Annotated in this window: 17 protein-coding genes, 2 tRNA genes and 1 pseudogene; 14 read left to right on the top strand and 6 right to left on the bottom strand. The window is 63.7% G+C overall.

What is annotated here, in order from left to right; all coding sequences use genetic code 11:
* Positions 1–81: 81 nt before the first annotated feature.
* The 6 genes from GH665_RS04715 to GH665_RS04690 all read left to right on the top strand — a co-directional run bounded on the left by GH665_RS04715 (position 82) and on the right by GH665_RS04690 (position 7,557).
* Positions 82–3,369, top strand: coding sequence for an Rne/Rng family ribonuclease (locus tag GH665_RS04715; RefSeq protein ID WP_153134869.1), 3,288 nt, complete (start codon positions 82–84; stop codon positions 3,367–3,369).
* A 229-nt stretch (positions 3,370–3,598) separates the two neighbouring features.
* Positions 3,599–4,708, top strand: coding sequence for a GTP 3',8-cyclase MoaA (gene moaA, locus GH665_RS04710; RefSeq protein ID WP_153134868.1), 1,110 nt, complete (start codon positions 3,599–3,601; stop codon positions 4,706–4,708).
* Positions 4,709–4,722: 14 nt separating this feature from the next.
* A complete protein-coding gene (mobA, locus tag GH665_RS04705; RefSeq protein WP_153134867.1) occupies positions 4,723–5,337 on the top strand; it encodes a molybdenum cofactor guanylyltransferase MobA in 615 nt (204 codons plus the stop codon).
* A 78-nt stretch (positions 5,338–5,415) separates the two neighbouring features.
* Positions 5,416–6,717 carry a molybdopterin molybdotransferase MoeA gene (moeA, locus tag GH665_RS04700; protein ID WP_153134866.1) on the top strand — a complete coding sequence of 434 codons (1,302 nt, stop codon included), beginning with the start codon at positions 5,416–5,418 and terminating at the stop codon, positions 6,715–6,717.
* A 76-nt stretch (positions 6,718–6,793) separates the two neighbouring features.
* Entirely contained in the window at positions 6,794–7,069 is a 276-nt protein-coding gene (locus tag GH665_RS04695; protein ID WP_153134865.1) for a hypothetical protein, read from the top strand.
* Positions 7,069–7,557: a GNAT family N-acetyltransferase gene (locus GH665_RS04690; protein ID WP_153134864.1), complete on the top strand. Its 489-nt coding sequence runs from the start codon at positions 7,069–7,071 to the stop codon at positions 7,555–7,557. Before GH665_RS04695 ends, GH665_RS04690 begins: the two co-directional genes overlap by 1 nt.
* A gap of 81 nt (positions 7,558–7,638) precedes the next feature.
* Here the strand turns inward: GH665_RS04690 and GH665_RS04685 are convergent, their stop codons facing one another.
* The 5 genes from GH665_RS04685 to pncB all read right to left on the bottom strand — a co-directional run bounded on the left by GH665_RS04685 (position 7,639) and on the right by pncB (position 13,666).
* The gene (locus GH665_RS04685; RefSeq protein WP_153134863.1) at positions 7,639–9,087 is read right to left on the bottom strand and encodes a DNA recombination protein RmuC; all 1,449 of its coding nucleotides are present in this window, start codon (positions 9,085–9,087) and stop codon (positions 7,639–7,641) included.
* Complete coding sequence (locus GH665_RS04680; RefSeq protein WP_153134862.1) at positions 9,084–10,073, bottom strand: 2-hydroxyacid dehydrogenase; 990 nt, start codon at positions 10,071–10,073, stop codon at positions 9,084–9,086. The genes GH665_RS04685 and GH665_RS04680 overlap by 4 nt, the downstream gene beginning before the upstream one ends.
* Positions 10,074–10,139: 66 nt before the next feature.
* Positions 10,140–11,567: a sodium:proton antiporter gene (locus GH665_RS04675; RefSeq protein ID WP_153134861.1), complete on the bottom strand. Its 1,428-nt coding sequence runs from the start codon at positions 11,565–11,567 to the stop codon at positions 10,140–10,142.
* Between the two features lie 66 nt (positions 11,568–11,633).
* The gene (locus GH665_RS04670) at positions 11,634–12,296 is read right to left on the bottom strand and encodes a LutC/YkgG family protein (protein ID WP_153134860.1); all 663 of its coding nucleotides are present in this window, start codon (positions 12,294–12,296) and stop codon (positions 11,634–11,636) included.
* A 170-nt stretch (positions 12,297–12,466) separates the two neighbouring features.
* Positions 12,467–13,666, bottom strand: a complete 1,200-nt coding sequence (gene pncB / locus GH665_RS04665; protein WP_153134859.1) for a nicotinate phosphoribosyltransferase — start codon at positions 13,664–13,666, stop codon at positions 12,467–12,469.
* Positions 13,667–13,946: 280 nt separating this feature from the next.
* Here pncB and fdxA point away from each other — a divergent pair, with 280 nt between their 5' ends.
* The 8 genes and pseudogenes from fdxA to GH665_RS04625 all read left to right on the top strand — a co-directional run bounded on the left by fdxA (position 13,947) and on the right by GH665_RS04625 (position 18,700).
* Positions 13,947–14,270, top strand: a complete 324-nt coding sequence (gene fdxA, locus GH665_RS04660; protein WP_020069367.1) for a ferredoxin FdxA — start codon at positions 13,947–13,949, stop codon at positions 14,268–14,270.
* Positions 14,271–14,387: 117 nt separating this feature from the next.
* A tRNA-Asn gene (locus GH665_RS04655) sits at positions 14,388–14,463 on the top strand.
* Between the two features lie 62 nt (positions 14,464–14,525).
* A tRNA-Asn gene (locus GH665_RS04650) sits at positions 14,526–14,601 on the top strand.
* Positions 14,602–14,857: 256 nt separating this feature from the next.
* Positions 14,858–15,334, top strand: coding sequence for a CreA family protein (locus GH665_RS04645; protein WP_153134858.1), 477 nt, complete (start codon positions 14,858–14,860; stop codon positions 15,332–15,334).
* A gap of 163 nt (positions 15,335–15,497) precedes the next feature.
* The gene (locus GH665_RS04640) at positions 15,498–16,325 is read left to right on the top strand and encodes a helix-turn-helix transcriptional regulator (protein ID WP_153134857.1); all 828 of its coding nucleotides are present in this window, start codon (positions 15,498–15,500) and stop codon (positions 16,323–16,325) included.
* Positions 16,326–16,512: 187 nt separating this feature from the next.
* Positions 16,513–17,256, top strand: a pseudogene (locus tag GH665_RS04635) (AzlC family ABC transporter permease); the annotation flags it as partial.
* A 104-nt stretch (positions 17,257–17,360) separates the two neighbouring features.
* Positions 17,361–17,684: an AzlD domain-containing protein gene (locus tag GH665_RS04630; protein WP_028199229.1), complete on the top strand. Its 324-nt coding sequence runs from the start codon at positions 17,361–17,363 to the stop codon at positions 17,682–17,684.
* Positions 17,685–17,926: 242 nt separating this feature from the next.
* Complete coding sequence (locus GH665_RS04625; RefSeq protein ID WP_153134856.1) at positions 17,927–18,700, top strand: DUF4088 family protein; 774 nt, start codon at positions 17,927–17,929, stop codon at positions 18,698–18,700.
* Between the two features lie 17 nt (positions 18,701–18,717).
* On the opposite strand, the gene GH665_RS04620 is transcribed toward GH665_RS04625, so the two are convergent.
* The gene (locus GH665_RS04620; RefSeq protein ID WP_425496028.1) at positions 18,718–20,886 is read right to left on the bottom strand and encodes an ATP-dependent helicase; all 2,169 of its coding nucleotides are present in this window, start codon (positions 20,884–20,886) and stop codon (positions 18,718–18,720) included.
* Positions 20,887–21,048 lie beyond the last annotated feature (162 nt).

Raw genomic sequence — 21,048 nt, 5'->3', positions numbered from 1 at the left:
GGCATGCCGCTGCCCGCCTGGCTCTCGCGACTGACAACCGCGCAGCCAGGGGGTCTGGCTAAGCCGCTCTGGAGCCGTTCAATGAAACGAATGTTGTTCAACGCGACGCAGCAGGAAGAACTGCGCGTTGCCATCGTCGATGGGCAAAAACTCATCGATATCGACATCGAAACCGCCGGGCGCGAACAGCGCAAAGGCAATATTTACAAGGGCATCATCACCCGCATCGAGCCTTCACTCGAAGCCTGCTTCGTCAACTACGGCGAAGACCGCCACGGCTTTTTGCCGTTCAAGGAAGTCGCCCGTCAGTATTTCCGTGACGGCGTCGACATGCGCTCCGCGCGCATCCAGGACGCCCTGAAAGAAGGTCAGGAACTGATCGTTCAGGTCGAAAAGGAAGAGCGCGGCAACAAGGGCGCGGCCCTCACCACCTTCATCTCGCTCGCCGGCCGGTATCTGGTTTTGATGCCGAACAACCCGCGCGGCGGCGGTGTGTCGCGCCGGATCGAAGGCGACGACCGTCAGGAATTGCGCGAAACCATGGCGCAGCTGCAATTGCCGGAAGGCATGAGCATCATCGCGCGCACGGCCGGGATTGGCCGCAGCGCCGAAGAGCTGCAGTGGGACCTGAACTACCTGATGCAACTGTGGCGCGCCATCGAGGCCGCGTCGCAAAGCGGTTCGAGCGGCCAGCCGATGCTGATTTATCTCGAATCGAGCCTCGTGATTCGCGCGATTCGCGACTATTTCCAGCCGGATATCGGCGAAATCCTGATCGACACCACCGAAATTCATGACCAGGCCCGCGCCTTCATGGATATCGTGATGCCGGACAATGTCAGCAAGGTGAAGCGGTATCACGACGACGTGCCGCTGTTCTCGCGCTTCCAGATCGAACACCAGATCGAAACCGCGTATTCGCGCACGGTGCCGCTGCCCTCGGGCGGCGCTATCGTGATCGACCACACGGAAGCACTGGTCGCGATCGACGTGAACTCGGCGCGCGCCACCAAGGGCGCCGACATCGAGGAAACCGCTGCGCGCACCAACCTCGAAGCCGCCGACGAAGTGGCCCGCCAGTTGCGCCTACGCGACCTGGGCGGCCTGATCGTGATCGACTTCATCGACATGGAATCGGCCAAGAGCCAGCGCGAAGTCGAGCAACGCCTGAAAGACGCGTTGAAGCATGACCGTGCGCGCGTCCAGATGGGCAAGATCTCGCGTTTCGGCCTGATGGAACTGTCGCGTCAACGTCTGCGCCCGGCCTTGTCGGAAGGCAGCCATGTGACCTGCCCGCGCTGTAACGGCACGGGCCACATCCGCGATACCGAATCGTCCGCGCTGCAAGTGCTGCGGATCATTCAGGAAGAAGCGATGAAGGAAAACACCGCGGCGATCCATTGCCAGGTGCCGGTCGAAGTGACCGCCTTCCTGTTGAATGAAAAGCGCGCGGAAATCAACAAGATCGAGTCGCGCTTCAAGGTCAACGTCGTTCTGATCCCGAACAAGCACCTCGACACGCCGCATTACAAGCTCGAGCGCCTGCGTCACGACGACGCGCGCCTCGACGAGCCGCGCGCTTCGTGGAAGATGGCCGAAGAAGCGGCCCGCGAACTGGAATCGGAAACCGGTTACAGCAAGCGCGCTGAAGAAGTGAAGCCGAAACAGGAAGCCGCGGTCAAGGGCATCACGCCTGAGAAGCCGGCCCCGAGCGCGCCGGTCCGTCCGGCAACCCCGGCTCCGGTCGCTGTTACTCCGGCCACCGGCGGCTTTATCGGCTGGCTGAAGAATCTGTTCGGCATGCAGCCGGCCGCGCCGGCGCCTGTCGCACCGGCTACCACTGAGAAGCAGGCGCGTCCGCAACGCGGCGAACGCACGGAGCGCGGTGAGCGCACCGGCGAACACGGCGGCGATCGCAACCGCAATCGCCGTGGCGGCGCAGGCGCACGCGATGCAGCGGGTCGTGGCGACGGCACAAGTGGCGGTCGTCAGGCTCAGGGCCAGCAGCCGTCGCAGCGTCGCGAGGAACGCGAACCGCGTGAAGGTCGTGAGACTCGCGAAGGGCGTGAACCGCGCGAGGCTCGTGAATCGCGTGAGCCGCGTGCTAACCGTGAGCAGCGCGAGCCGCGTGAGGCCCGTGAAGGCCGCGAACCGCGCGAGGCTCGTGAGCCGCGTGAAGGTCGTGAAGCCCGCGAAAATCGTGGCGCCGACCGTGCGGAAACCGTCGACGGTGCACCGCGTGCCGAACGCGGCGAGCGCCGTGAGCGCGGCGAGCGTGCTGAACGTGGCGAACGCCGCAAACAGCAGCCGGAAGCAGCAGAGGCACTGACGCAAAACGACGCGCAAACAGCGGAAGATCTGGCGCAAAACCAGACCGCCTTGGGCGAGAACGGTGCGCCGGTCGATCAGGAAGCGGTGGCGCGTGAAGGTGAAGAGCGCCGTCGCCGCCGTCGCGGCCGTCGTGGTGGCCGTCGTGAGCGCGAAGAAGACGTCAACGGCAACCTGGCTGCAGACGTCGCGGAAGGCGAAAGCGACACCGCCAACGTGACCGACGAAGCACCGGTACGCACCGCGCATCAGCCGGTCGAGCACAAGGCTGAAGTCAACGAAGCAAACGACGTCAAGCCGGTGGAAGTGGTTGTCGCTGCTGTCGCGACGCAAACCGCTGTCGTCAGCGAACTGCATGCTGTAGCCGAAACGCCCGCTCTGGCGGTCGAGCAGGCGGCGAAGACGGAAACGGTTGTGCCGGTCGCGGAAGCACCGGTTGTGGTCGAGCAAGCTGTGGAAGCGCCGGTGGCGCAAGCCGCTGCCGCGCCGGTCGAAGCCGCGCAAGTTGCGCCGGCTGTCAGCGAAACGGTTTCGCTCGTCGAACCGGTCGCTCATGCCGAAACTGTGGCTGAAACTGCAGTCGAGACTCGCGTCGAAGCCCCCGCTGAAGCGCGGATCGAAACACCGGCAGTAGCCCCGGTCGTCGAAACGCAAGCCGCACCGGCTCCGGTAGAAACCGCAGCCCCCGTGGCCGTGGTCGAAGCACCGGCCGCCGAACCGGCGCCGCAAGCTGAGATCGTCGAAGCACAACCGGCCGTCGCGGCCGTTGCTCCGGCAGTTGAAGCGATCGTCGCCCCGGCGCCAGTCGAAGCCGCACCGCAAGCACCGCGCAGCGCCGCTGTGTCGGCGGAAACCCTGAAGCCGGTGCTGGAACAAGCCGGTCTCGTCTGGGTGAACACCGACGCCGACAAGCTGCGGGCCGCGCAGGAAGCGGCAGCGCAGGCAGCCAGGCCGGTTCGCGTAGGTCGCGAGCGTAAGGCGTTGCCGCCGCTCGAAACCGCGCCGATGCAAATGGTGGAAACCGGTAAGCACCCGCAGTAAGCGAACTGCCCCCATGCAAAAAGCCCGCCTTCACCGGCGGGCTTTTTGTTTTATGGCATCGCGCGCCGCCCGGATTACAAGTTGCATGTCACTCCCCATATACCCGGACGGCGTCCGGAGGCCGGCAGCGACCGGGTACATTTCCGCTAGAATGAAGATCTGAGCGTCAATCGCAGCAGCGGTTAGAGCACCTTAGCAGCCCAAAACGAAGCATCAAACGAAGCAATTCATGTCCCGACGCATCATCCCTGTTGCCGATCTCAGCGCGGTGCCGGTTATTTCCGGCCCCGTGCAGGCGCCCAGCGGCGTGCTGCACGACACGCTGGCGCGCCCGTTGCGTGATCTGCGCATCTCGGTGACGGATCGCTGCAACTTTCGCTGCGTCTACTGCATGCCACGCGCGGTGTTCGACAAGAACTATGCGTTTTTGCCGCACAGCGCCCTGCTCAGCTTCGAAGAAATCGAACGGTTGGCGCGGCTCTTCGTCGCACACGGCGTCGAGAAAATCCGCCTTACGGGCGGCGAGCCGCTTCTGCGCAAGAATCTGGAACACCTGATCGAACGGCTCGCGCAACTCACCACGCCGGAAGGCCGCCCCCTCGACTTGACGCTGACCACCAACGGCTCGCTGCTGGAGCGCAAGGCGCGCAGCCTGAAAAACGCCGGCCTGACCCGGGTGACAGTGAGCCTCGACGCGCTCGACGACACCCTGTTTCGCCGCATGAACGACGCCGACTTCGCGGTCGCCGACGTGCTGGACGGAATCGCCGCGGCCCATGCGGTGGGGCTCGCGCCGGTCAAGGTCAACATGGTCGTCAAACGCGGCACCAACGACGGCGAGATCGTGCCGATGGCGCGTCACTTCAAAGGCTCGGGCACAGTACTGCGCTTTATCGAGTACATGGACGTGGGTACGTCGAACGGCTGGAACATGACCGAAGTGCTGCCTTCCGCCGATGTCGTGACGCGCATTGCCGAGCATTTCCCGCTCGCGCCGCTCGAAGCGCACAGCGCAGCTGAGACCGCCCAGCGCTGGGGTTACGTGGACGGCGGCGGCGAGATCGGTGTGATTTCGAGCGTGACACGCGCGTTTTGCGGCAGTTGCACGCGCGCACGTCTGTCGACGGAGGGCAAGCTGTACCTGTGCCTGTTTGCATCGTCGGGTCACGATCTGCGCGCGTTGCTGCGCAGCGGGGCGAGCGACGCCGATATCGCCACCGCCGTCGCCGAAATCTGGCAAGACCGCCGCGACCGCTATTCGCAGTTACGTGGCAGCGGCGCCGCCGCACCGCGCGAGCAGGACGGCCGTCGCGTCGAAATGTCGTATATCGGCGGCTAAGACAGCCCGAATCCATGAATCCGACCCGCGAACACATCACCGGCCTGGTCCTCGCGGGTGGGCGCGGCATGCGCATGGGGGGCGTCGACAAGGGGCTGCAAATGCTGCACGGCGAGCCGCTCGCCGCCCATGTGCTGAAGCGGCTCGCGCCGCAGACCGGCACCCTGCTGATCAGCGCCAATCGTCACCCTGACGTCTACAGCACGCTCGGTGCGCCGTTCGGCGCCAAGGTGCTGGCCGATACCCTGCCCGGTTTTCCCGGACCGCTGGCCGGGCTGCTTGCCGGGTTGCGCGCAGCCGGCACCGCCTACATGCTGAGCGCGCCCTGCGACACGCCCGGGCTGCCCGCAGAACTCGCCGAGCGCCTCGCACAGGCACTCGAATCGAATCAAGCCGATATCGCCACCGTCACGACGACCGACACTGCGGGTCAGGTCTCGCTCCACCCTGTCTTCGCGTTGCTGCGCACGAGTCTCGCAGACGACCTTGCGGCCTTTCTGGATGCCGGTGAGCGCAAAGTGCGCGCGTGGTACGCGCGCCACAAGACGGTCGAAGTCGCCTTTGCCGACGAGCGCGCGTTTTACAATATCAATTCGTTACAAGAACTCGCCGACCTCCAGCGTTGTTGAGGCCCCGGTTGAAATCCTGCTCCGGCCTCACGGCAACAGCCAGCCACACCCGCCCCCGGTCGCGACGCTCAGCCCTCCATGACCACGCTTAACGAATTTTCCCGCTGCGTCGCGCAGTACGATCCTCACGCGCTACCTGTTTCAGCCGCCCAGGCGATCGTCCGTCAATGGGCCGCGCCCGTCACGGCGGTCGAACGAGTGCCCTTGCGCGATGCGCTCGACCGGGTACTGGCCGCCGACATCGTCTCGCCAATCGACGTCCCGTCGCACGACAATTCGGCGATGGACGGCTACGCGTTCAATCGCGCCGCATTGGCGATGCACGAGTCCACGGTCGCTTTAACGATCGTCGGCAAAGCGCTGGCCGGTCATCCGTTCGCGGGCCACGTCGGCGCGACACAATGCGTACGCATCATGACGGGCGCCTGCATGCCGCCTGAGTGCGACACCGTCGTGCCACAGGAGCTTGTCGAGCGCAGTACCGATTCCCTCTCGATCCGTTTTGCGGCCAACGCCGTGCAGGCCGGCGCGAACCGGCGCCTGGCCGGCGAAGACCTCGCCCGCGGCCATGCCGCGCTGCGCGCCGGCCGCATCATGCGTGCGTCGGATCTCGGCTTGCTGGCGTCGCTCGGCATTGGCGAAATCTACGTGCGGAGGCGCTTGCGCGTCGCATTTTTCTCCACCGGCGACGAACTGCGTTCACTCGGCGAACCGCTCGACCCGGGTTCGGTGTACGACAGCAATCGCTACACGCTATTTGCGATGCTCCGGCGCCTGAATATGGATACGCTCGATCTCGGTGTGGTGCGCGACGAACCCGCCGCGCTCGAAGCCGCGTTGCGCAGCGCCGCCGCCAGCGCCGATGTGGTGTTGACCTCGGGCGGCGTCTCGGTCGGCGAGGCGGATTTCACGAGGCAATTGCTGCAGACGTTCGGCGACGTCGCGTTCTGGAGTCTCGCGATGCGTCCAGGCCGGCCGCTCGCTTTTGGCCGCGTCTGGTCGGGCGACCATCCGGGTCTCGGGCTGCCCGCCCTATTCTTTGGCTTGCCCGGCAATCCGGTGGCCGTGATGGTGACGTTCTACCAGATCGTGCGCGAAGCGCTGCTGCTGATGTCCGGCGCAACGCCGCAGGCGCTGCCGTTGCTGCGGGCCGCCAGCCGCCAGCTCATCCGCAAGCGCGCCGGGCGCACCGAGTACCAGCGCGGCGTCGCCGAGCAGGACGCGCACGGCCAATGGCATGTCACGCCAACCGGCTCGCAAAGCTCAGGCGTGCTGAGTTCGATGAGCGAAGCCAATTGTTTCATCGTTCTCGGGCACGATGAATCCGACATTGCCGAGGGCGAGCATGTCGATATCATGCTGTTCGACGGTCTCATCTGATGCCTGAGGCAACGCTGCCGTTGCGGCTTCTTTGCAGCCCTACCCATTACCACTAAGACACACGGGTTTGACTTACATGAAAAAACAGATCTCGTTCATTGCACCGGGACAAACCGCCAAAGCGCTTATCCTCGTGTACCTGACATTCTCGGTGCCGATCGTGCTGCTCGGCGTGCTGGTGGCGTTCATCCGCTACGGCAAGGTCGAACTGAGCACGGTGTTCAGCGCGCTGCTGCTGAACGCGATTCTTGGCTTCGTTCTGCTGTGGATCGCCTGCCACGCGTACAACTGGGTGGCCTCGCGCTTCGGCGGCATCGAAATCCAGCTGACCGACGCGCCGGAAGAGGCGTAATGAGCGCGACGATCCGCGCCGCGACGCCTGAAGATACGGGCGCTATCTTCGCGTTGACGTACGAGCTGGCCGAATTCGAAAGCCTCACGCACGTATTCACCGCGACTGAAGACGGTTTGCGTGACGCCCTGTTCGGCGCGCGGCCCTCCGTCGAAGCGCTGGTGGCGGAAAACGAAGGACACATCGTCGGCTACGCGCTGTTCTTCCACAATTACTCGAGCTTCGCCGGCAAGCGCGGGCTGTATCTCGAAGATGTCTATGTTCAACCGGGTCAACGCGGCAGCGGGCTAGGCGCCGCGATACTCGCCCGGCTGGCGGCGCTGGCAGTCGAGCGCAAATGCGCGCGCTTTGAATGGACCGTGCTCGACTGGAACAAGCAGGCCATTAGCTTCTACGAAAAGCTGGGCGCCAAGGTCATGCCGGACTGGCGCGTTGTGCGCTTAACGGGCGAGGCGCTGGAACGACTGGCCGCAGACGCTGCTTCCTGAGCTCGCGCTGGCCCGGCGTCCGGGCCCGGGCCCGGCTCTCGTTTCGTGTCGAAAAAAGTCAGTCCAGAAAACCATGCAGCTCTACTGCTCGTCCGGGTCCACACCCGTTAGCGCGTCGCCGAGCAACCCGCTCGCCTCTTCCCCCGGCAATGCCTCGACGTCACGCAGCTTGCGGCCCATCACGCGGGTGCGTGTTTCAGCGGCCTCGATCGAACGCGTGACAGTTTCAAGCTGTGCCTTGGTTCTCGCCAGCACGTCGCCGAATTTGCCGAACTCCGTTTTAACCGCGCCGAGCACCTGCCACACCTCGCTAGAACGCTTCTCGATTGCCAGCGTGCGGAACCCCATCTGCAAACTATTGAGCAGCGCAGTGAGCGTGGTCGGGCCGGCAATCGTCACGCGGTAGTCGCGTTGCAGCAGGTCCGTCAGACCCGGCCGGCGCAGGACTTCCGCGTACAGCCCTTCGGTCGGCAGGAACAGCAGTGCGAAATCCGTGGTGTGCGGCGGCGACACATACTTTTCCGCGATCGTGCGCGCCTCCGCGCGTATCCGCGCTTCGAGCGCGCGCGACGCCTCCTCCACCGCAACGGGGTCGGCGCGTTCCTGTGCTTCGATCAGCCGCTCGTAGTCTTCGCGCGGAAACTTGGCGTCGATCGGCAGCCAGACCGGCGTGGCAGGAGCACCCGTCTCAGCACGGCCCGGCAGTTTGATTGCGAACTCGACCCGATCAGCGCTCTTCGGCACCGTCGCGACGTTCTTCGCATATTGATCAGCTGTGAGCAATTGTTCGAGCAATGCCTCAAGCTGCACTTCGCCCCAGGTGCCGCGCGTCTTGACGTTGGTAAGCACCTTCTTCAGATCGCCGACGCCCGCGGCCAGCGTCTGCATCTCGCCCAGACCGCGATGTACCTGTTCCAGCCGGTCCGACACCAGCTTGAACGATTCTCCCAGGCGTTGTTCGAGCGTGGCATGCAATTTTTCGTCGACCGTGCGGCGCATTTCTTCGAGCTTGGTCGAATTGTTCGCCTCGATGTCTTTCAGACGCTGCTCGATGGTCGCGCGCACCTCGGCGAAGCGGCGATCGTTCGCCTCGGTGAGTTGGCCCAACTGCAAGGCCAGCGTTTCGCCGAACTGCTTGAGCGTGCGTCCCTGCTCATCGCGTGCCTGCTGCGCCTGCTGTTGCAGGCTGTGGCGCACTGTATCGAGTTGCTGCGCGAAACCGTCGATCTTGCCGGCCTGCACCGTCGTCATACTGCTGAATTGCGATGCCAGTGTTTGCTGAAACTGCGCGAAACCGCTGCTCTGCTCGGTACGCGAAACGCGCGCGGTTTCGGCGATGTCATTACGCAGTTGCCGCTCGAGCCGCTCATAGGCATGCGACTGCGCATCCGCTGCCGCGTCGATACGCTCGCCGAGAATCTCGAACTGCTCGTTTGCGTCAGCGCGACTGCTGCCGCGCATCAGCAATGCCAACGCGATGACCAAGGCGACCGCCAGCACAGCAACGGCCGCCACCAGAATCATGGTCATGAACGCGCCTTGCCGATGACCTCGGGGTTGACCGGATTAGGCGGCCGGCCGGCGCGCGGCCCTTCACCCAAGGCCGCGATCAGATTGTCCGCGGCGAGGTTCGCCATGGCGCGGCGCGTGGCTTCGGTTGCGCTGGCGATGTGCGGCGTCAACACGACGTTGGACACGGTCAGCAAATCCGGATTCAGATTCGGCTCGCCTTCGTAGACATCCAGACCCGCCGCGGCAATCTGTTTCGTGCGCAGCGCCTCGACCAGTGCCGCATCGTCGACGATACCGCCGCGTGCGATGTTGGTCAGCGTTGCAGTCGGCTTCATCTGCGCGAGTTCGGCCGCGCCGATCGTGTGATGATTTTCCTTCGTGTACGGCAGCACCAGCACCACGTGATCGGCGCGTTTCAGCAGGTCCGGCTTGGACACGTATTCGGCGTTCAACTCCGCCTCGATCTCCGGTGCGACGCGCGAACGGTTGTGATAGATCACCTGCATATTGAAGCCCTTCGCGCGACGAGCCAGCGCCTGCCCGATCCGGCCCATGCCGATCACGCCCAGTGTGGAACCGTACAGATCCGTGCCGAGAAAGCCGTCATAGGCCCACTTCTGCCATTTGCCGGCGCGCAGCCAGTGCTCCGATTCGGCAACGCGGCGCGCCGCGGCCATCATCAGCGCCCAGCCAAAATCCGCGGTCGATTCGTTCAGTACGTCCGGCGTATTGGTACCGAGCACGTTGGCCGCATTAAAGGCGGCCATGTCGAAGTTGTTGTAGCCCACTGCCATGTTCGACACCACACGCAGGCGCGGCGCCGCGGCAAGCGTCGCCGCACCGACCGGATCGCCCGCAGTCAGCGCGCCGTCTTTATCCGCGAGACGGCGTGTCAGTGCCTCGGCGGACAACACATCGCCCTGATTCCAGTCGACGTCGAAATACTGTTTGAGCCGTTCGATTACATCGGGAAAGATCGGACGGGCGACGAGGATCTTCTGCATTGCAATTCTCCGAATAGCGCGCCGGGTTCAATGGCCCCGGCGTCAAAATAAGCGGGAAACCAGGCGTCAAAAAAACAGCCAGCCGGTGACGAGAAACACGGGCACGAGCACCACGACCGACCAGCCGAGATACGCGAAAAAGCTCGGCATGCGAATACCGCGCGACTCCGCGATCGCTTTCACCATGAAATTCGGCGCATTGCCGATGTACGTGTTGGCGCCCATGAACACCGCCCCGGCCGAGATCGCCGCGAGCGTGGTGGCGCCGGCGGTCATCAGCGTCTGCGCGTCGCCGCCGGCCAGGTTGAAGAACACCAGGTAGGTCGGTGCATTGTCGAGAAACGACGATAGCAGGCCGGTCGCCCAGAAGTACATCAGGTCGTGCGGCTGGCCGGCCGGATTGACCAGATGGACGATACCGGCAAACGCACCCGCCTCGCCGGCCCGCAGGATCGTGATGACCGGCGCGATCGTCACGAAAATACCGGCGAACAGCTTGGCGACTTCTTCGATCGGCGCCCAGTTAAAGTCATTGCCCGTGCGTGCGGCGCGCGGCGTCAACGCGAGCGAAAGCAGAGTGACGCCGATCAGCGCGACATCGCGCACGCCATTCTGCAACGCGACATGCGTACCGAAGACATCGAACACGACATCCGACTTCCACAGTCCACTCATCAGAACCAGCGCAATCACCGCAACAAGAAGCACGAAGTTGATCTTGCCGTCGATACCCAACGGCGGCGAATCCGGCGTCGGATCGAGAAAGCGCGAGCGCTCTTCTTCACGCCGATGAAAATAGTACGAATCCAGCGCATAGAACGCGGTGAGCAGCACAACGCAGACGAATAGCATCGGCAACGCCAGATGCGTGGTGGTCCAGAAGAAACTGACACCCTGCAGAAAGCCGAGAAAGAGCGGCGGGTCGCCGAGTGGCGACAAGGAGCCACCCGCGTTCGCGACCAGAAAGATGAAGAACACCACCACGTGAACAACATGCTTGCGATTGTCGTTGGCGCGCAGCAAAGGGCGAATCAGCAGCATCGCCGCGCCGGTCGTTCCCATGATGCTGGCCAGCAAGGTGCCCAGCGCAAGAATGGCGGTATTCAGCCGCGGTGTGCCGTGCAGATTGCCGCGCACGCAGATGCCGCCCGCGACTGTGTAGAGCGCCGTCAACAATACGATGAACGGAATGTATTCTTCGAGCAATGCATGGACCAGCGTGCCGAATGCAATGCCGGTACCGAAGGTCAGCGCAAACGGCACCAGGAACAGCAGCGCCCACGCTGCTGCGATCTTGCCGAAATGGTGATGCCAGAATGCCGGCGCGACCAGCGGGAACACCGCGATCGACAACAACACGCCCGCAAACGGCAAGCCCCACAGCGCCGACAACGTCGCGCCGTCGAGCGTGGCTGCCGCGGCCAGTTGAGGCCACATTGCCAATGTCAGTGCGGCGGCAAGCACCATGCTCGCCCCTACGGCATGTCGTTTCATATCTTTGAAGTCCTTGTTATAACGGCGGCGGCTCGCGCCGTGAAGATACGCCGACGTGCACCGCGCTCAGGCGCCGCGTACGACAATCGCATGGACCCGGTAAGGTCCATGCGCGCCAAGCACGATAGTCTGTTCGATATCGCCGGTACGCGAGGGCCCGGAGACGAAATTGACCGCACGCGGAAGTTCGCCGCGTTCGCTGCGGATCAGCGCGAAGGCATCTTCATGCCCAGAGACGATGCGCGAAGCCGGCACGATCGCAATATGCGTTTCCGGCAGCAAGCCAGCCGATGCGTAGGTTTGCGGCCCGGACAGCAGCACAAGGGTGCCTGTCTCCGCGGTCGCGCAGAAGCAGCCGGTGATGCCGACCACGTCGCCGTCTTCGGGCTTGCGGAATTCGACGCTGAGCCCGGCTTCGGCCCATTGCAGATCTTGTAGTGTTTGCCAGGCGATCGCCTGCAGCGGCAAGGCATGTTCGGTGAGGTAGCGATGCACGGCTGAAGGCACCTCGCTGAGCGTTTCGACCGTATCGACCGTGGTTGCCATTTTTTGCGCTTCTTCAATGAAACGCGTGGTCAGATCGGCCGGCATCTCGGGACGCGGACCTTGGGGATGGCGCGCCAGATAATCAGCGGCCGCCTCGCGCTCGGAAGCGGCCGGCTCAGGCTCGCGCCCTTGCGCCGCGCGGATGCGCGCCAGGATGTTACGGCGGGCAATCGATGTATCCATATGCGAAATCCTCGTGTCGACAGCCGTGCGATATGGCGAGGATTATACCGGCCACCCTGCGCGCGAACACCCTGGCCGAACGGCCTGGCGCCGCGTATCAAGCCCGCCGCGAGCGCGATCTCCGTGAGGTATCGGCCCATGAGTCGCCCATGGGCCGGGATGGCGCGGCGTCACTTCGCAGCGCCATCTTCCTCGGGTTGCGCAATACCGAACACCTGGCGCAGATACGCCAGATAAGCCTTGTCCTCGCACATGTTCTTGCCCGGCGAATCCGACAGCTTGGCGACCGGCTGGCCATTGCAGCGAACCATCTTGATGACGATCTGCAACGGGTTATAGCCGAGATCGTTGGTCAGATTGGTTCCTACGCCGAAGGCCAGCTTGCAGCGGCCACGGAAACGCTCGTACAGTTGCAGCACCTTCGGAATGTCGAGCGCGTCGGAAAACACCAGGATCTTGGTGCGCGGGTCGCAGCGGTTCGCCTCGTAGTGTTTGAGCAGGCGCTCGCCCCAGTCGAACGGGTCGCCGGAATCGTGGCGCGCGCCGTCGAACAGCTTGCAGAAGTACATGTCGAAGTCGCGCAGGAACGCCTCCATGCCGTACACGTCCGACAGGGCGATACCCAGGTCGCCGCGATATTCCTTCGCCCACATTTCAAAGCCATAGATCTGCGAATCGCGCAGCCGCGGACCGAGCGCCTGACATGCCTGCAGGTATTCATGCGCCATCGTGCCGAGCGGCGTGAGACTGTGCTTCATTGCATAGAAGACGTTGCTGGTGCCGGCGAACTGCTCACCCAGGCCGTCTTTCAGCGTGAGGATCACTTCCTCGTGCCATTGCTTCGAGAAACGGCGGCGTGTGCCGTAATCGGCGATCTTGCAGTCGGCGAATTCCGGGCGCGCGCCCAGCAGCTTGATCTTCTCGACGAGACGGCCGCGCCCTTCGCTGTAGTCAGGCTTTTGCTGGGTGTTGCGGAAATAGACCTCGTTCACGATCGCGAGCATCGGGATCTCGAACAGGATCGTGTGCAGCCACGGCCCCTTGATCTCGATGTCGATTTCGCCATTGCCCTTCGGCGACGGCTCGATCGAAATGTATTTCTCGTTCAGATGGAACAGCGCGAGAAACTCGATGAAGTCGCCCTTGATGAAGCGCATGCGCCGCAGGTAATCGAGTTCGTCGTCGGCGAAGCGCAGATCGCACAGCTTGCGCACTTCTTCGCGAATCTCGCCGATGTACGGCACGAGGTCGACATTCGGCGTGCGGCAGCGAAACCGGTACTCGACATTCGCCGCGGGAAAGTGATGCAACACCACTTGCATCATCGTGAACTTGTACAGATCGGTGTCGAGCAGCGAAGTAATAATCATGATGGCGCGAACTGGACTGCAGGTAAAACGGAAGGCTTGGCTCGACCAGACACGTCAACCCATGCGCGTGCGGCGCGCCCCGTGCGCACCGGTCTGACGGCATGTTACCCGAATGCGCCCGGATTCAGCGTGCCGCCGGGCGGCTGTGCCGGACCCCATAAACTAATCACAAAAACGTATAAAAGCCGTTGTGCGATGCCATATGCGGCTCTTGACGTTACGTTACAATAGCGCTTTTGGCGTTTCGCCTCCCCTGATTCCGCATGCAGGAGCTGCCTGAATGACTCACGTTGTGACCGAAAGCTGCATCAAGTGCCGCTATACCGACTGCGTCGATGTGTGCCCGGTGGACTGCTTTCGCGAAGGTCCCAACTTCCTCGCGATCGACCCCGATGAATGCATCGACTGCGCCGTGTGCGTGGCCGAGTGCCCGGTGAATGCCATTTATGCCGAAGAAGACGTGCCGGGCGACCAGCAGAACTTCATCGAGCTGAATGCCGATCTGGCGAAGAACTGGCCGAGCATCACCAAGACCAAAGCACCGCTGCCGGAAGCTGATGAATTCAAGGACGTGAAGGAAAAGCTGGCCCTGCTCGCACGCTGAGCGGCGCGCCCTGCCTGCCGCCTTGCCTGATTCGACCCGAATCGAGATGAACGCAAGGTATTGACAGGCTCCTAAGCTGCCCCTACAATTTCGCTTCTCTGCTGTTTGTTGTTCTGTTCCTCGATAGCTCAGTCGGTAGAGCGCCGGACTGTTAATCCGTAGGTCCCTGGTTCGAGCCCAGGTCGAGGAGCCAAGAATTGCAAAAGCCCGTTAACCAATACGGGCTTTTTTATGTAGATCAAGTTGTACTGCTGTTCCTCGATAGCTCAGTCGGTAGAGCGCCGGACTGTTAATCCGTAGGTCCCTGGTTCGAGCCCAGGTCGAGGAGCCAAAAAATTTAGAAGGCCCGCATTCGTGCGGGCCTTTTTGTTTTGGCTGCACGTTTTGATCAAACCTCCTGGCGCTGCCTGCGTCAACCCCGGATCAGGTGGCTGAACTCGGGGGTCGGCCCTTTTTCTCCAGCTGGAAAATAGCGCACGATCCAGGGCATTTGCACCGGCCCTCTGACACCCACGCCGTTATACGATGCTGCTTTATCGGCGCAACGCCCCCTCGCGCTCAATCCCTCCATCTTTCCCGGCCAGATCATGAAATCGACCTTGTTGCGCATCGCGCTTGCAGCCACCACCGCCCTGCTGCTGTCCCCGGCACACAGCGAAGAAGTGGGCAGCGTCAATACCAACTTCCGCGTCACGGGCTCCGACCGCGTGGTCGTCGAAGCCTATGACGACCCGCTGGTCCAGGGCGTGACCTGTTACGTGTCGCGGGCGCGCACCGGCGGCGTCAAGGGTACGCTCGGCATCGCCGAAGATCCGACCGAAGCGTCGATCGCCTGCCGCCAGGTCAGCGAGATTCACTTCACGGGGCCAGTGAAAAAGCAGGCCGACGTGTTCTCAGTGAGCATGTCGCTGATCTTCAAATCGCTGCATGTGGTGCGCGTGGTCGACACGAAGCGCAACACGCTCGTGTACATGACCTATAGCGACCGGGTCGTGAGCGGCAGCGCGAAAAACAGCGTGACCGCCGTGGCGATGCCGGCCGGCACGACGATCCCGGTCAAGTAAGCGCTGGAGCCTACGGCAAAACTCACTGCGTAAAGGCTTGGGTCAGATGCGTGACGGCACCCGCGGCGGCCACGCCGCGCTACACTAAGCGGTCCAGCCGACCGGCCTGCCGGCCACCGGTATGCCCGCCAGCAGCTGGTTTGCCGGACCACGGACTTTCACCATGACCGCCCATCACTTCCAGGATTCCGCCCGCTACTGGCGCACGCCGCTTCTGCCCGGCGCGGATCTGCTCACGGCCGAATATCACGATCACGAGTTCACGCCGCATTGGCACGATGCGTACACGATTCCGGTGATTGTCGCGGGCGCGGAGTGTTATCGGTATCTGGGCTCGGACTATGTCGCCGAAGCGGGCAGCGTGCCGATCATCAATCCCGGCGAGTTGCATACAGGGTCGAAAGCTATCGAGGCAGGCTGGCGGTATCGCGTGATGTACGCGCCTGTGCCCTTCATCCACGACCTCGCCAGCGAGGTCGCCGGCAAACCGCAAGCGTTGCCGTGGTTTGCGCCGGGTGTGATCCGCGATCCCGATCTGGCGCGGCGGCTGGCGCGCGCGCACCGTTTGCTGGAGGCCGGCGACGACCCGCTCGCCGCCGAAGCCGCGATGCTCGACGCGCTGTCCACCTTGCTGGTCCGGTACGCCCAATCGCGTCCGGGAGCGTCGCGCCCCGCCACCGACGACGCCCGTGTCGCGACAATGCAGGAGCGCCTGACAGGCGACCTCGCCGAGCCGGTTACGCTCGCCGAAGTCGCACAGGCCGCGGGGTTGTCGTCCTTTCACGCGGCCCGCCTTTTCACGCAGACAACCGGCTTGCCGCCGCATGCATGGCGCAATCAGGTGCGCTTGCAACGCGCGCTCGCACCGCTACGGGCCGGCGTCTCCGTCACGGAGGTCGCCGCGGCCTCCGGTTTCACGGATCAGAGCCATTTCACGCGCCATTTCCGGCGCATGTTCGGCGTGCCGCCAGGACGCTGGCAAGGAACCTGACGCGAAGCGCCCTTGGGGCACTCAAACCCCGGCAGCGCCCCGGCATTCAGGCCCCATCCGCGCAATCGCCGCCAACGCAGCCTGAGCGCCGGAAGCACACGATCCGCACCGCCTCATCTCCCACCGCAAGAACGTACAAGCGCCAGCCGCCTGCGGTCGCTATGCTTGCCCAATCAAGGAGGCAAGATTGACCCATTCCAACCCCGGTCAGCCCTCGGGCACAGGCCACTTAAAAGAATTCACCGCCGGCGCGCGCGACATCATCCCGATGATGGTCGGCGCGGCGCCCTTCGGCGTGATCTTTGGCACCCTCGTCGCATCCGGCCCGCTGCATCTATGGCACGGACAACTGATGTCGCTCGTCGTATTCGCCGGCTCGGCGCAATTCATCGCGCTAGGCCTGATCGCCGGCCACGCCAGCTTTGCGGTGATCTGGGCGACCACGCTCGTCGTCAACCTGCGTCACGTGCTGTACAGCGCGACGCTCGCGCCGCACGTCGCGCATCTGTCCGCGCGCTGGCGCTGGGCGCTCGGCGCGCTGCTCACCGACGAAGTCTTCGCGGTCGCGTGGGAGCATTACCGGCACCGGGAGCCCGGCACCGTCGGCCCGCACTATTTCTTTGGCGCGGGTCTGGCCATGTACCTGAACTGGCAAATCTGGACCGTCGCCGGCCTGCTGTTCGGTGCAGCCTTTCCGGGACTGCAGTCGCTCGGGCTCGACTTCGCGATGGTCGCGACCTTCATCGCGATCGTCGTGCCGCAACTCGTCGCGCTGCGCTATATCGCGGCGGCGGTCACCGCGGGTACGCTGGCTTTCTTCTGGCAAGCCTGGCCGTACAAGCTCGGCCTGCTTGGCGCGGTGTTCGCGGGTGTGGCAATCGGTGTCCTGCTGTCGGCGCCACGATTTGGGCGAGGCGCGCAGGGAAATCGTGAATCGTCCCCGGACGCCTCGCGCGATAACTCGCAGGCGATTCGACGGGAAACCCCGCGGGGAACCCCGCGCCAACCCTCGCAGGAAACCATGGAGGCGTCGCGATGAACTACGTCGTTCTGATCCTCGGCATGGCCGCGATTACGTGGGTGATCCGCGCCGCCGTCTTCGTACTCGGCGACCGGCTGGTCTTTCCGCCGCTCATGCGCACCGCGCTCGGTTTCGTCCCCGTTACCGTGCTGACCGCGATCATCGTCCCGATGGCGGTCTCGCCGCACGGCACCCAGGCCGAATTGACCTGGCGCAATCCACAGCTGGTCGGGGCGCTGGCGGCCATTGCGGTCAGCGCGCTGACGCGGCGGCCACTCCTGACCATCGCGGTCGGCCTGACGGTCTTTTTTGTCTGGCAAGGCGTCGTGCTGAAATAGGCATGCCCCGCGCGCTCTGGCGGCGCATCCCTCTAAAGCCGCCGCCAAAACGTCGCCTACCCTTAAGTTTCCCTTAATTCCGCCGATATGCAGTCGAGGTCCGCTCATCGGGATACCCCCCGCTGGTTACGCGGCAACAGGCAGGAATCAACCGCGCCGGCATTTGGCGTCGCGTCTCACTGGGCCCGGATGCGATCGGGCGATGCGACGAGGCCGCGCGGCAGGACCAAACGGGATAACACATGGGTCAAATCACCCTCACGCTCAAAGACGAGACCATTGCGACGCTGCGCAAGGACTTCGAAGCGTTTCTGCGGGTTTCGCTGAAGCTCGATCCGCAGTTCGCGACGCCGTCGTTTGAGGACTTTTTGCGCGCCAAGCTGCTCGACAATATGGTGCCGCTGACGGAGCACGCGGTTCAGCGGATGCTGCAAGGCGGCCAGTACGCATGGGCGAAACGCACGCTGGACAAGGAGTTCCCCGACGTCGTGGCGATTCTGATGCGGCAGGCGGAGGAATTCGGTTTCGGCTTTGCGGCCCGCTCGGAATGGACGCCTGAAGAGCTCGCCAAGCACTGCCGCGACTGGGCCGCGGCCATCGTCAAGGAAGCGGAAGGCGACGCTGCACTGATCGATCCGCTCGCGGCCCAGATCAAAAGCGCGGCGCAGGACATCCAGGCGCTCGAGGAAATCATGCAGACGCCGGCCTGGCGTCTGGTGGAATCGCTGCGTCAACGTGTCTACGAAGCCAAGGTGGCGTGCGAAACGAGCGTGGGCAGCACGGCGCGCGAAAAGCTCGGTGAGTTGCGCGGGCTGCTGCGCCTGGGAATTTCGCATGGCTCGTTCCAGAAGCAGGAAGCGCAGCAGATCATGGAGTACCTGCGCTTGCTGAAGCCGGAGATTTTCATCGAAGAACCGTATGACGTGTTCTCACGCCTCGCCGCATGGCTGCGCAATTTCTTTGTGCCGCCGCGTCCGGCGCCGCAACAGCAGCAACAACAGCGGCAGTCACGGTAATCGCAGTAAAAACCGGCTCAGTCCCACATCTTCCTGAGCCTCGCGCCAATTTCGATCTTCGCCTGCGCCGCCGCGGCCAGCCCCGCTGCCGTCGGCGCGCTCGGCACCGGCACACGCGGCCACGCATAGGCGTCGAACAAAGGCATCAGATGCGCCGGAATGAACCGGGTGCGCGACGCCCATACATGACGGTCGCCCAGATGGGTCTGGTTGTGCACGTAAAAACGCTGCGGCACGACGATATGCAGGTCCTCCTTCGCGCGCGTCATCGCCACGTATAGCAGGCGGCGCTCCTCGTCGATTTCCTCTTCGCTGCCGGTGCCGAGATCGGACGGAATGCAGCCATCGACGCCATTCAAGACGAACACGTTGCGCCACTCCTGCCCCTTCGCCGAATGAATCGTGGACAGGATCAGGTAGTCCTCGTCGATCAGCGGCACGCCGGATTCGTCGCTGGTGGCGTCTGGCGGATCGAGCGTCAACTCGGTCAGAAAACGCTCGCGCGACGGGTACGTGCCCGCGATGCTTTCCATCTGCAGCACGTCCGCATGACGGATCGCCGCGTCTTCATGATTGCGTTCGAGATGCGGCTCGTACCAGCGCCGCACCATTTCGAACTCGGCCGGCCACGGCGTCTGGCGCCCGTACACGCTCGACATCAGCTTGACGAACGGATGCCAGTCTTCCCGCGCGCGGGCGGGCGGCGCAAAGGCAGCCAGCGCACCAGCGGCGCTCTGGGCGAAGTCGACCGGATTGCCGGCACCCGCCCGCGCCACGACCTCGTCCAGCACCTTCGCGGCGGTCGTGGGACCGACGCCCGGCAGCAATTGCACGACCCGAAAACCGGCGACGCGGTCGCGTGGATTCTCCGCCCAGCGCAGCACGGCGAGCACATCCTTGACATGCACCGAATCGAGAAACTTCAGGCCGCCGAACTTCACGAACGGAATGTTGCGGCGGGTCAATTCGATCTCGAGCGCCGCGCTGTGATGAGCCGCGCGAAACAGCACCGCCTGTGACTTGAGCTTCATGCCTTGCTCGCGCGCTTCGAGTACCTGCTCGACGATATAGCGCGCCTGATCTGCTTCGTCGGCGACGGTCACCAGACGCGGGCGCTGCGCCGAGGCCTTGTCGGTCCACAGATTCTTCGTGTAGCGCTCGCTGGCCAGCTCGATCACCGCATTCGACGCCGCCAGAATCGGCTCGGTCGAGCGGTAATTGCGCTCAAGCGTAATCTGCCTCGCGGGCGGATCGAAGTGCGCCGGAAAATCCAGAATATTGCGCACGGTCGCGCCGCGAAACGAATAGATCGACTGGGCGTCGTCGCCGACCACGGTCAGGCCCCGGCCGTCGGGTTTTAGCGCGAGCAGGATCGACGCCTGCAGGCGATTGGTGTCCTGATACTCGTCAACCAGCACGTGATCGAAGCGCGCCGACAGATCGGCCGCGATGGCCGGCTCGGCGGCCATATGCGACCAGTAGAGCAGCAGATCGTCATAGTCGAGCACGCTCTGCTTCTGCTTGGCCTCGACGTATGCCGCGAACAGCCTGCGCAGATCGGCCTCCCACTCGCGGCACCAGGGGAACGCGCTGTCGAGCACGTCGGCGAGCGACGCGCCGGTGTTCACCACGCGCGAGTAAATCGCAAAGCAGGTGCCCTTGGCCGGAAAGCGCCGCTCTTTCGCGGACAAACCGAGCTCGTGGCGCACCAGATTCATCAGGTCGGCGGAATCCTCACGGTCGTTGATCGTAAAGGCGGGCGCGAGGCCGATCAGGTCCGCGTATTCGCGCAAGAGCCGCGCGCCGACGCTATGGAAGGTTCCGGACCACGTCAGCCCTTGCGCCAACGCAGCCCGCGTACCGAGCGCCGCGCCGGCGATGCGCGTGACGCGGCGGGTCATTTCGAGCGCAGCGCGGCGGGAGAAGGTCAGCAGCAGAATACGCCGCGGATCGGCGCCCTTCACCACCAGATTGGCGACCCGATGCGCCAGCGTATTGGTCTTGCCGGAACCCGCCCCCGCTATTACCAGCAGCGCACCGGGCGGCGCGTTGGGACTATCGGCGCCGTATTCGACGGCTTCGCGTTGCGCGTCGTTGAGTTTGGCCAGCCAGTCGGCGGTATCAGGATGGGAATGGGTCCCGGAATCGGCATCGACCGGTGACGGAGATTCAGCGACGGAGAGCACGATGGATTCGGGCCTGAGAGGGAGTGGACGCGGCGACGCATACTGTATATCCATACAACCCACTGAGACAAGCGACCCTTTTTAACAACAACGCCAGGCACCGCGAGGTCTTGCGAAATGAGCGTCGCGGCCGGTCGACCAAGCAAAGCAAGCATAAAAAAT

The sequence above is a fragment of the Paraburkholderia agricolaris genome (assembly GCF_009455635.1).
GTDB classification, from domain to species: domain Bacteria; phylum Pseudomonadota; class Gammaproteobacteria; order Burkholderiales; family Burkholderiaceae; genus Paraburkholderia; species Paraburkholderia agricolaris.
Note: the sequence above shows the minus strand (reverse complement) of the source record. Positions and strands in the feature narration are given on the sequence as shown.

Excerpts from the sequence above, each read along its gene's own strand:
- GH665_RS04715 (WP_153134869.1), top strand. The coding sequence starts at position 82 with ATGAAACGAATGTTGTTCAACGCGACGCAGCAGGAAGAACTGCGCGTT.
- moaA (WP_153134868.1), top strand. The coding sequence starts at position 3,599 with ATGTCCCGACGCATCATCCCTGTTGCCGATCTCAGCGCGGTGCCGGTT.
- mobA (WP_153134867.1), top strand. The coding sequence starts at position 4,723 with ATGAATCCGACCCGCGAACACATCACCGGCCTGGTCCTCGCGGGTGGG.
- moeA (WP_153134866.1), top strand. The coding sequence starts at position 5,416 with ATGACCACGCTTAACGAATTTTCCCGCTGCGTCGCGCAGTACGATCCT.
- GH665_RS04695 (WP_153134865.1), top strand. The coding sequence starts at position 6,794 with ATGAAAAAACAGATCTCGTTCATTGCACCGGGACAAACCGCCAAAGCG.
- GH665_RS04690 (WP_153134864.1), top strand. The coding sequence starts at position 7,069 with ATGAGCGCGACGATCCGCGCCGCGACGCCTGAAGATACGGGCGCTATC.
- GH665_RS04685 (WP_153134863.1), bottom strand. The coding sequence starts at position 9,087 with ATGACCATGATTCTGGTGGCGGCCGTTGCTGTGCTGGCGGTCGCCTTG.
- GH665_RS04680 (WP_153134862.1), bottom strand. The coding sequence starts at position 10,073 with ATGCAGAAGATCCTCGTCGCCCGTCCGATCTTTCCCGATGTAATCGAA.
- GH665_RS04675 (WP_153134861.1), bottom strand. The coding sequence starts at position 11,567 with ATGAAACGACATGCCGTAGGGGCGAGCATGGTGCTTGCCGCCGCACTG.
- GH665_RS04670 (WP_153134860.1), bottom strand. The coding sequence starts at position 12,296 with ATGGATACATCGATTGCCCGCCGTAACATCCTGGCGCGCATCCGCGCG.
- pncB (WP_153134859.1), bottom strand. The coding sequence starts at position 13,666 with ATGATTATTACTTCGCTGCTCGACACCGATCTGTACAAGTTCACGATG.
- fdxA (WP_020069367.1), top strand. The coding sequence starts at position 13,947 with ATGACTCACGTTGTGACCGAAAGCTGCATCAAGTGCCGCTATACCGAC.
- GH665_RS04645 (WP_153134858.1), top strand. The coding sequence starts at position 14,858 with ATGAAATCGACCTTGTTGCGCATCGCGCTTGCAGCCACCACCGCCCTG.
- GH665_RS04640 (WP_153134857.1), top strand. The coding sequence starts at position 15,498 with ATGACCGCCCATCACTTCCAGGATTCCGCCCGCTACTGGCGCACGCCG.
- GH665_RS04630 (WP_028199229.1), top strand. The coding sequence starts at position 17,361 with ATGAACTACGTCGTTCTGATCCTCGGCATGGCCGCGATTACGTGGGTG.
- GH665_RS04625 (WP_153134856.1), top strand. The coding sequence starts at position 17,927 with ATGGGTCAAATCACCCTCACGCTCAAAGACGAGACCATTGCGACGCTG.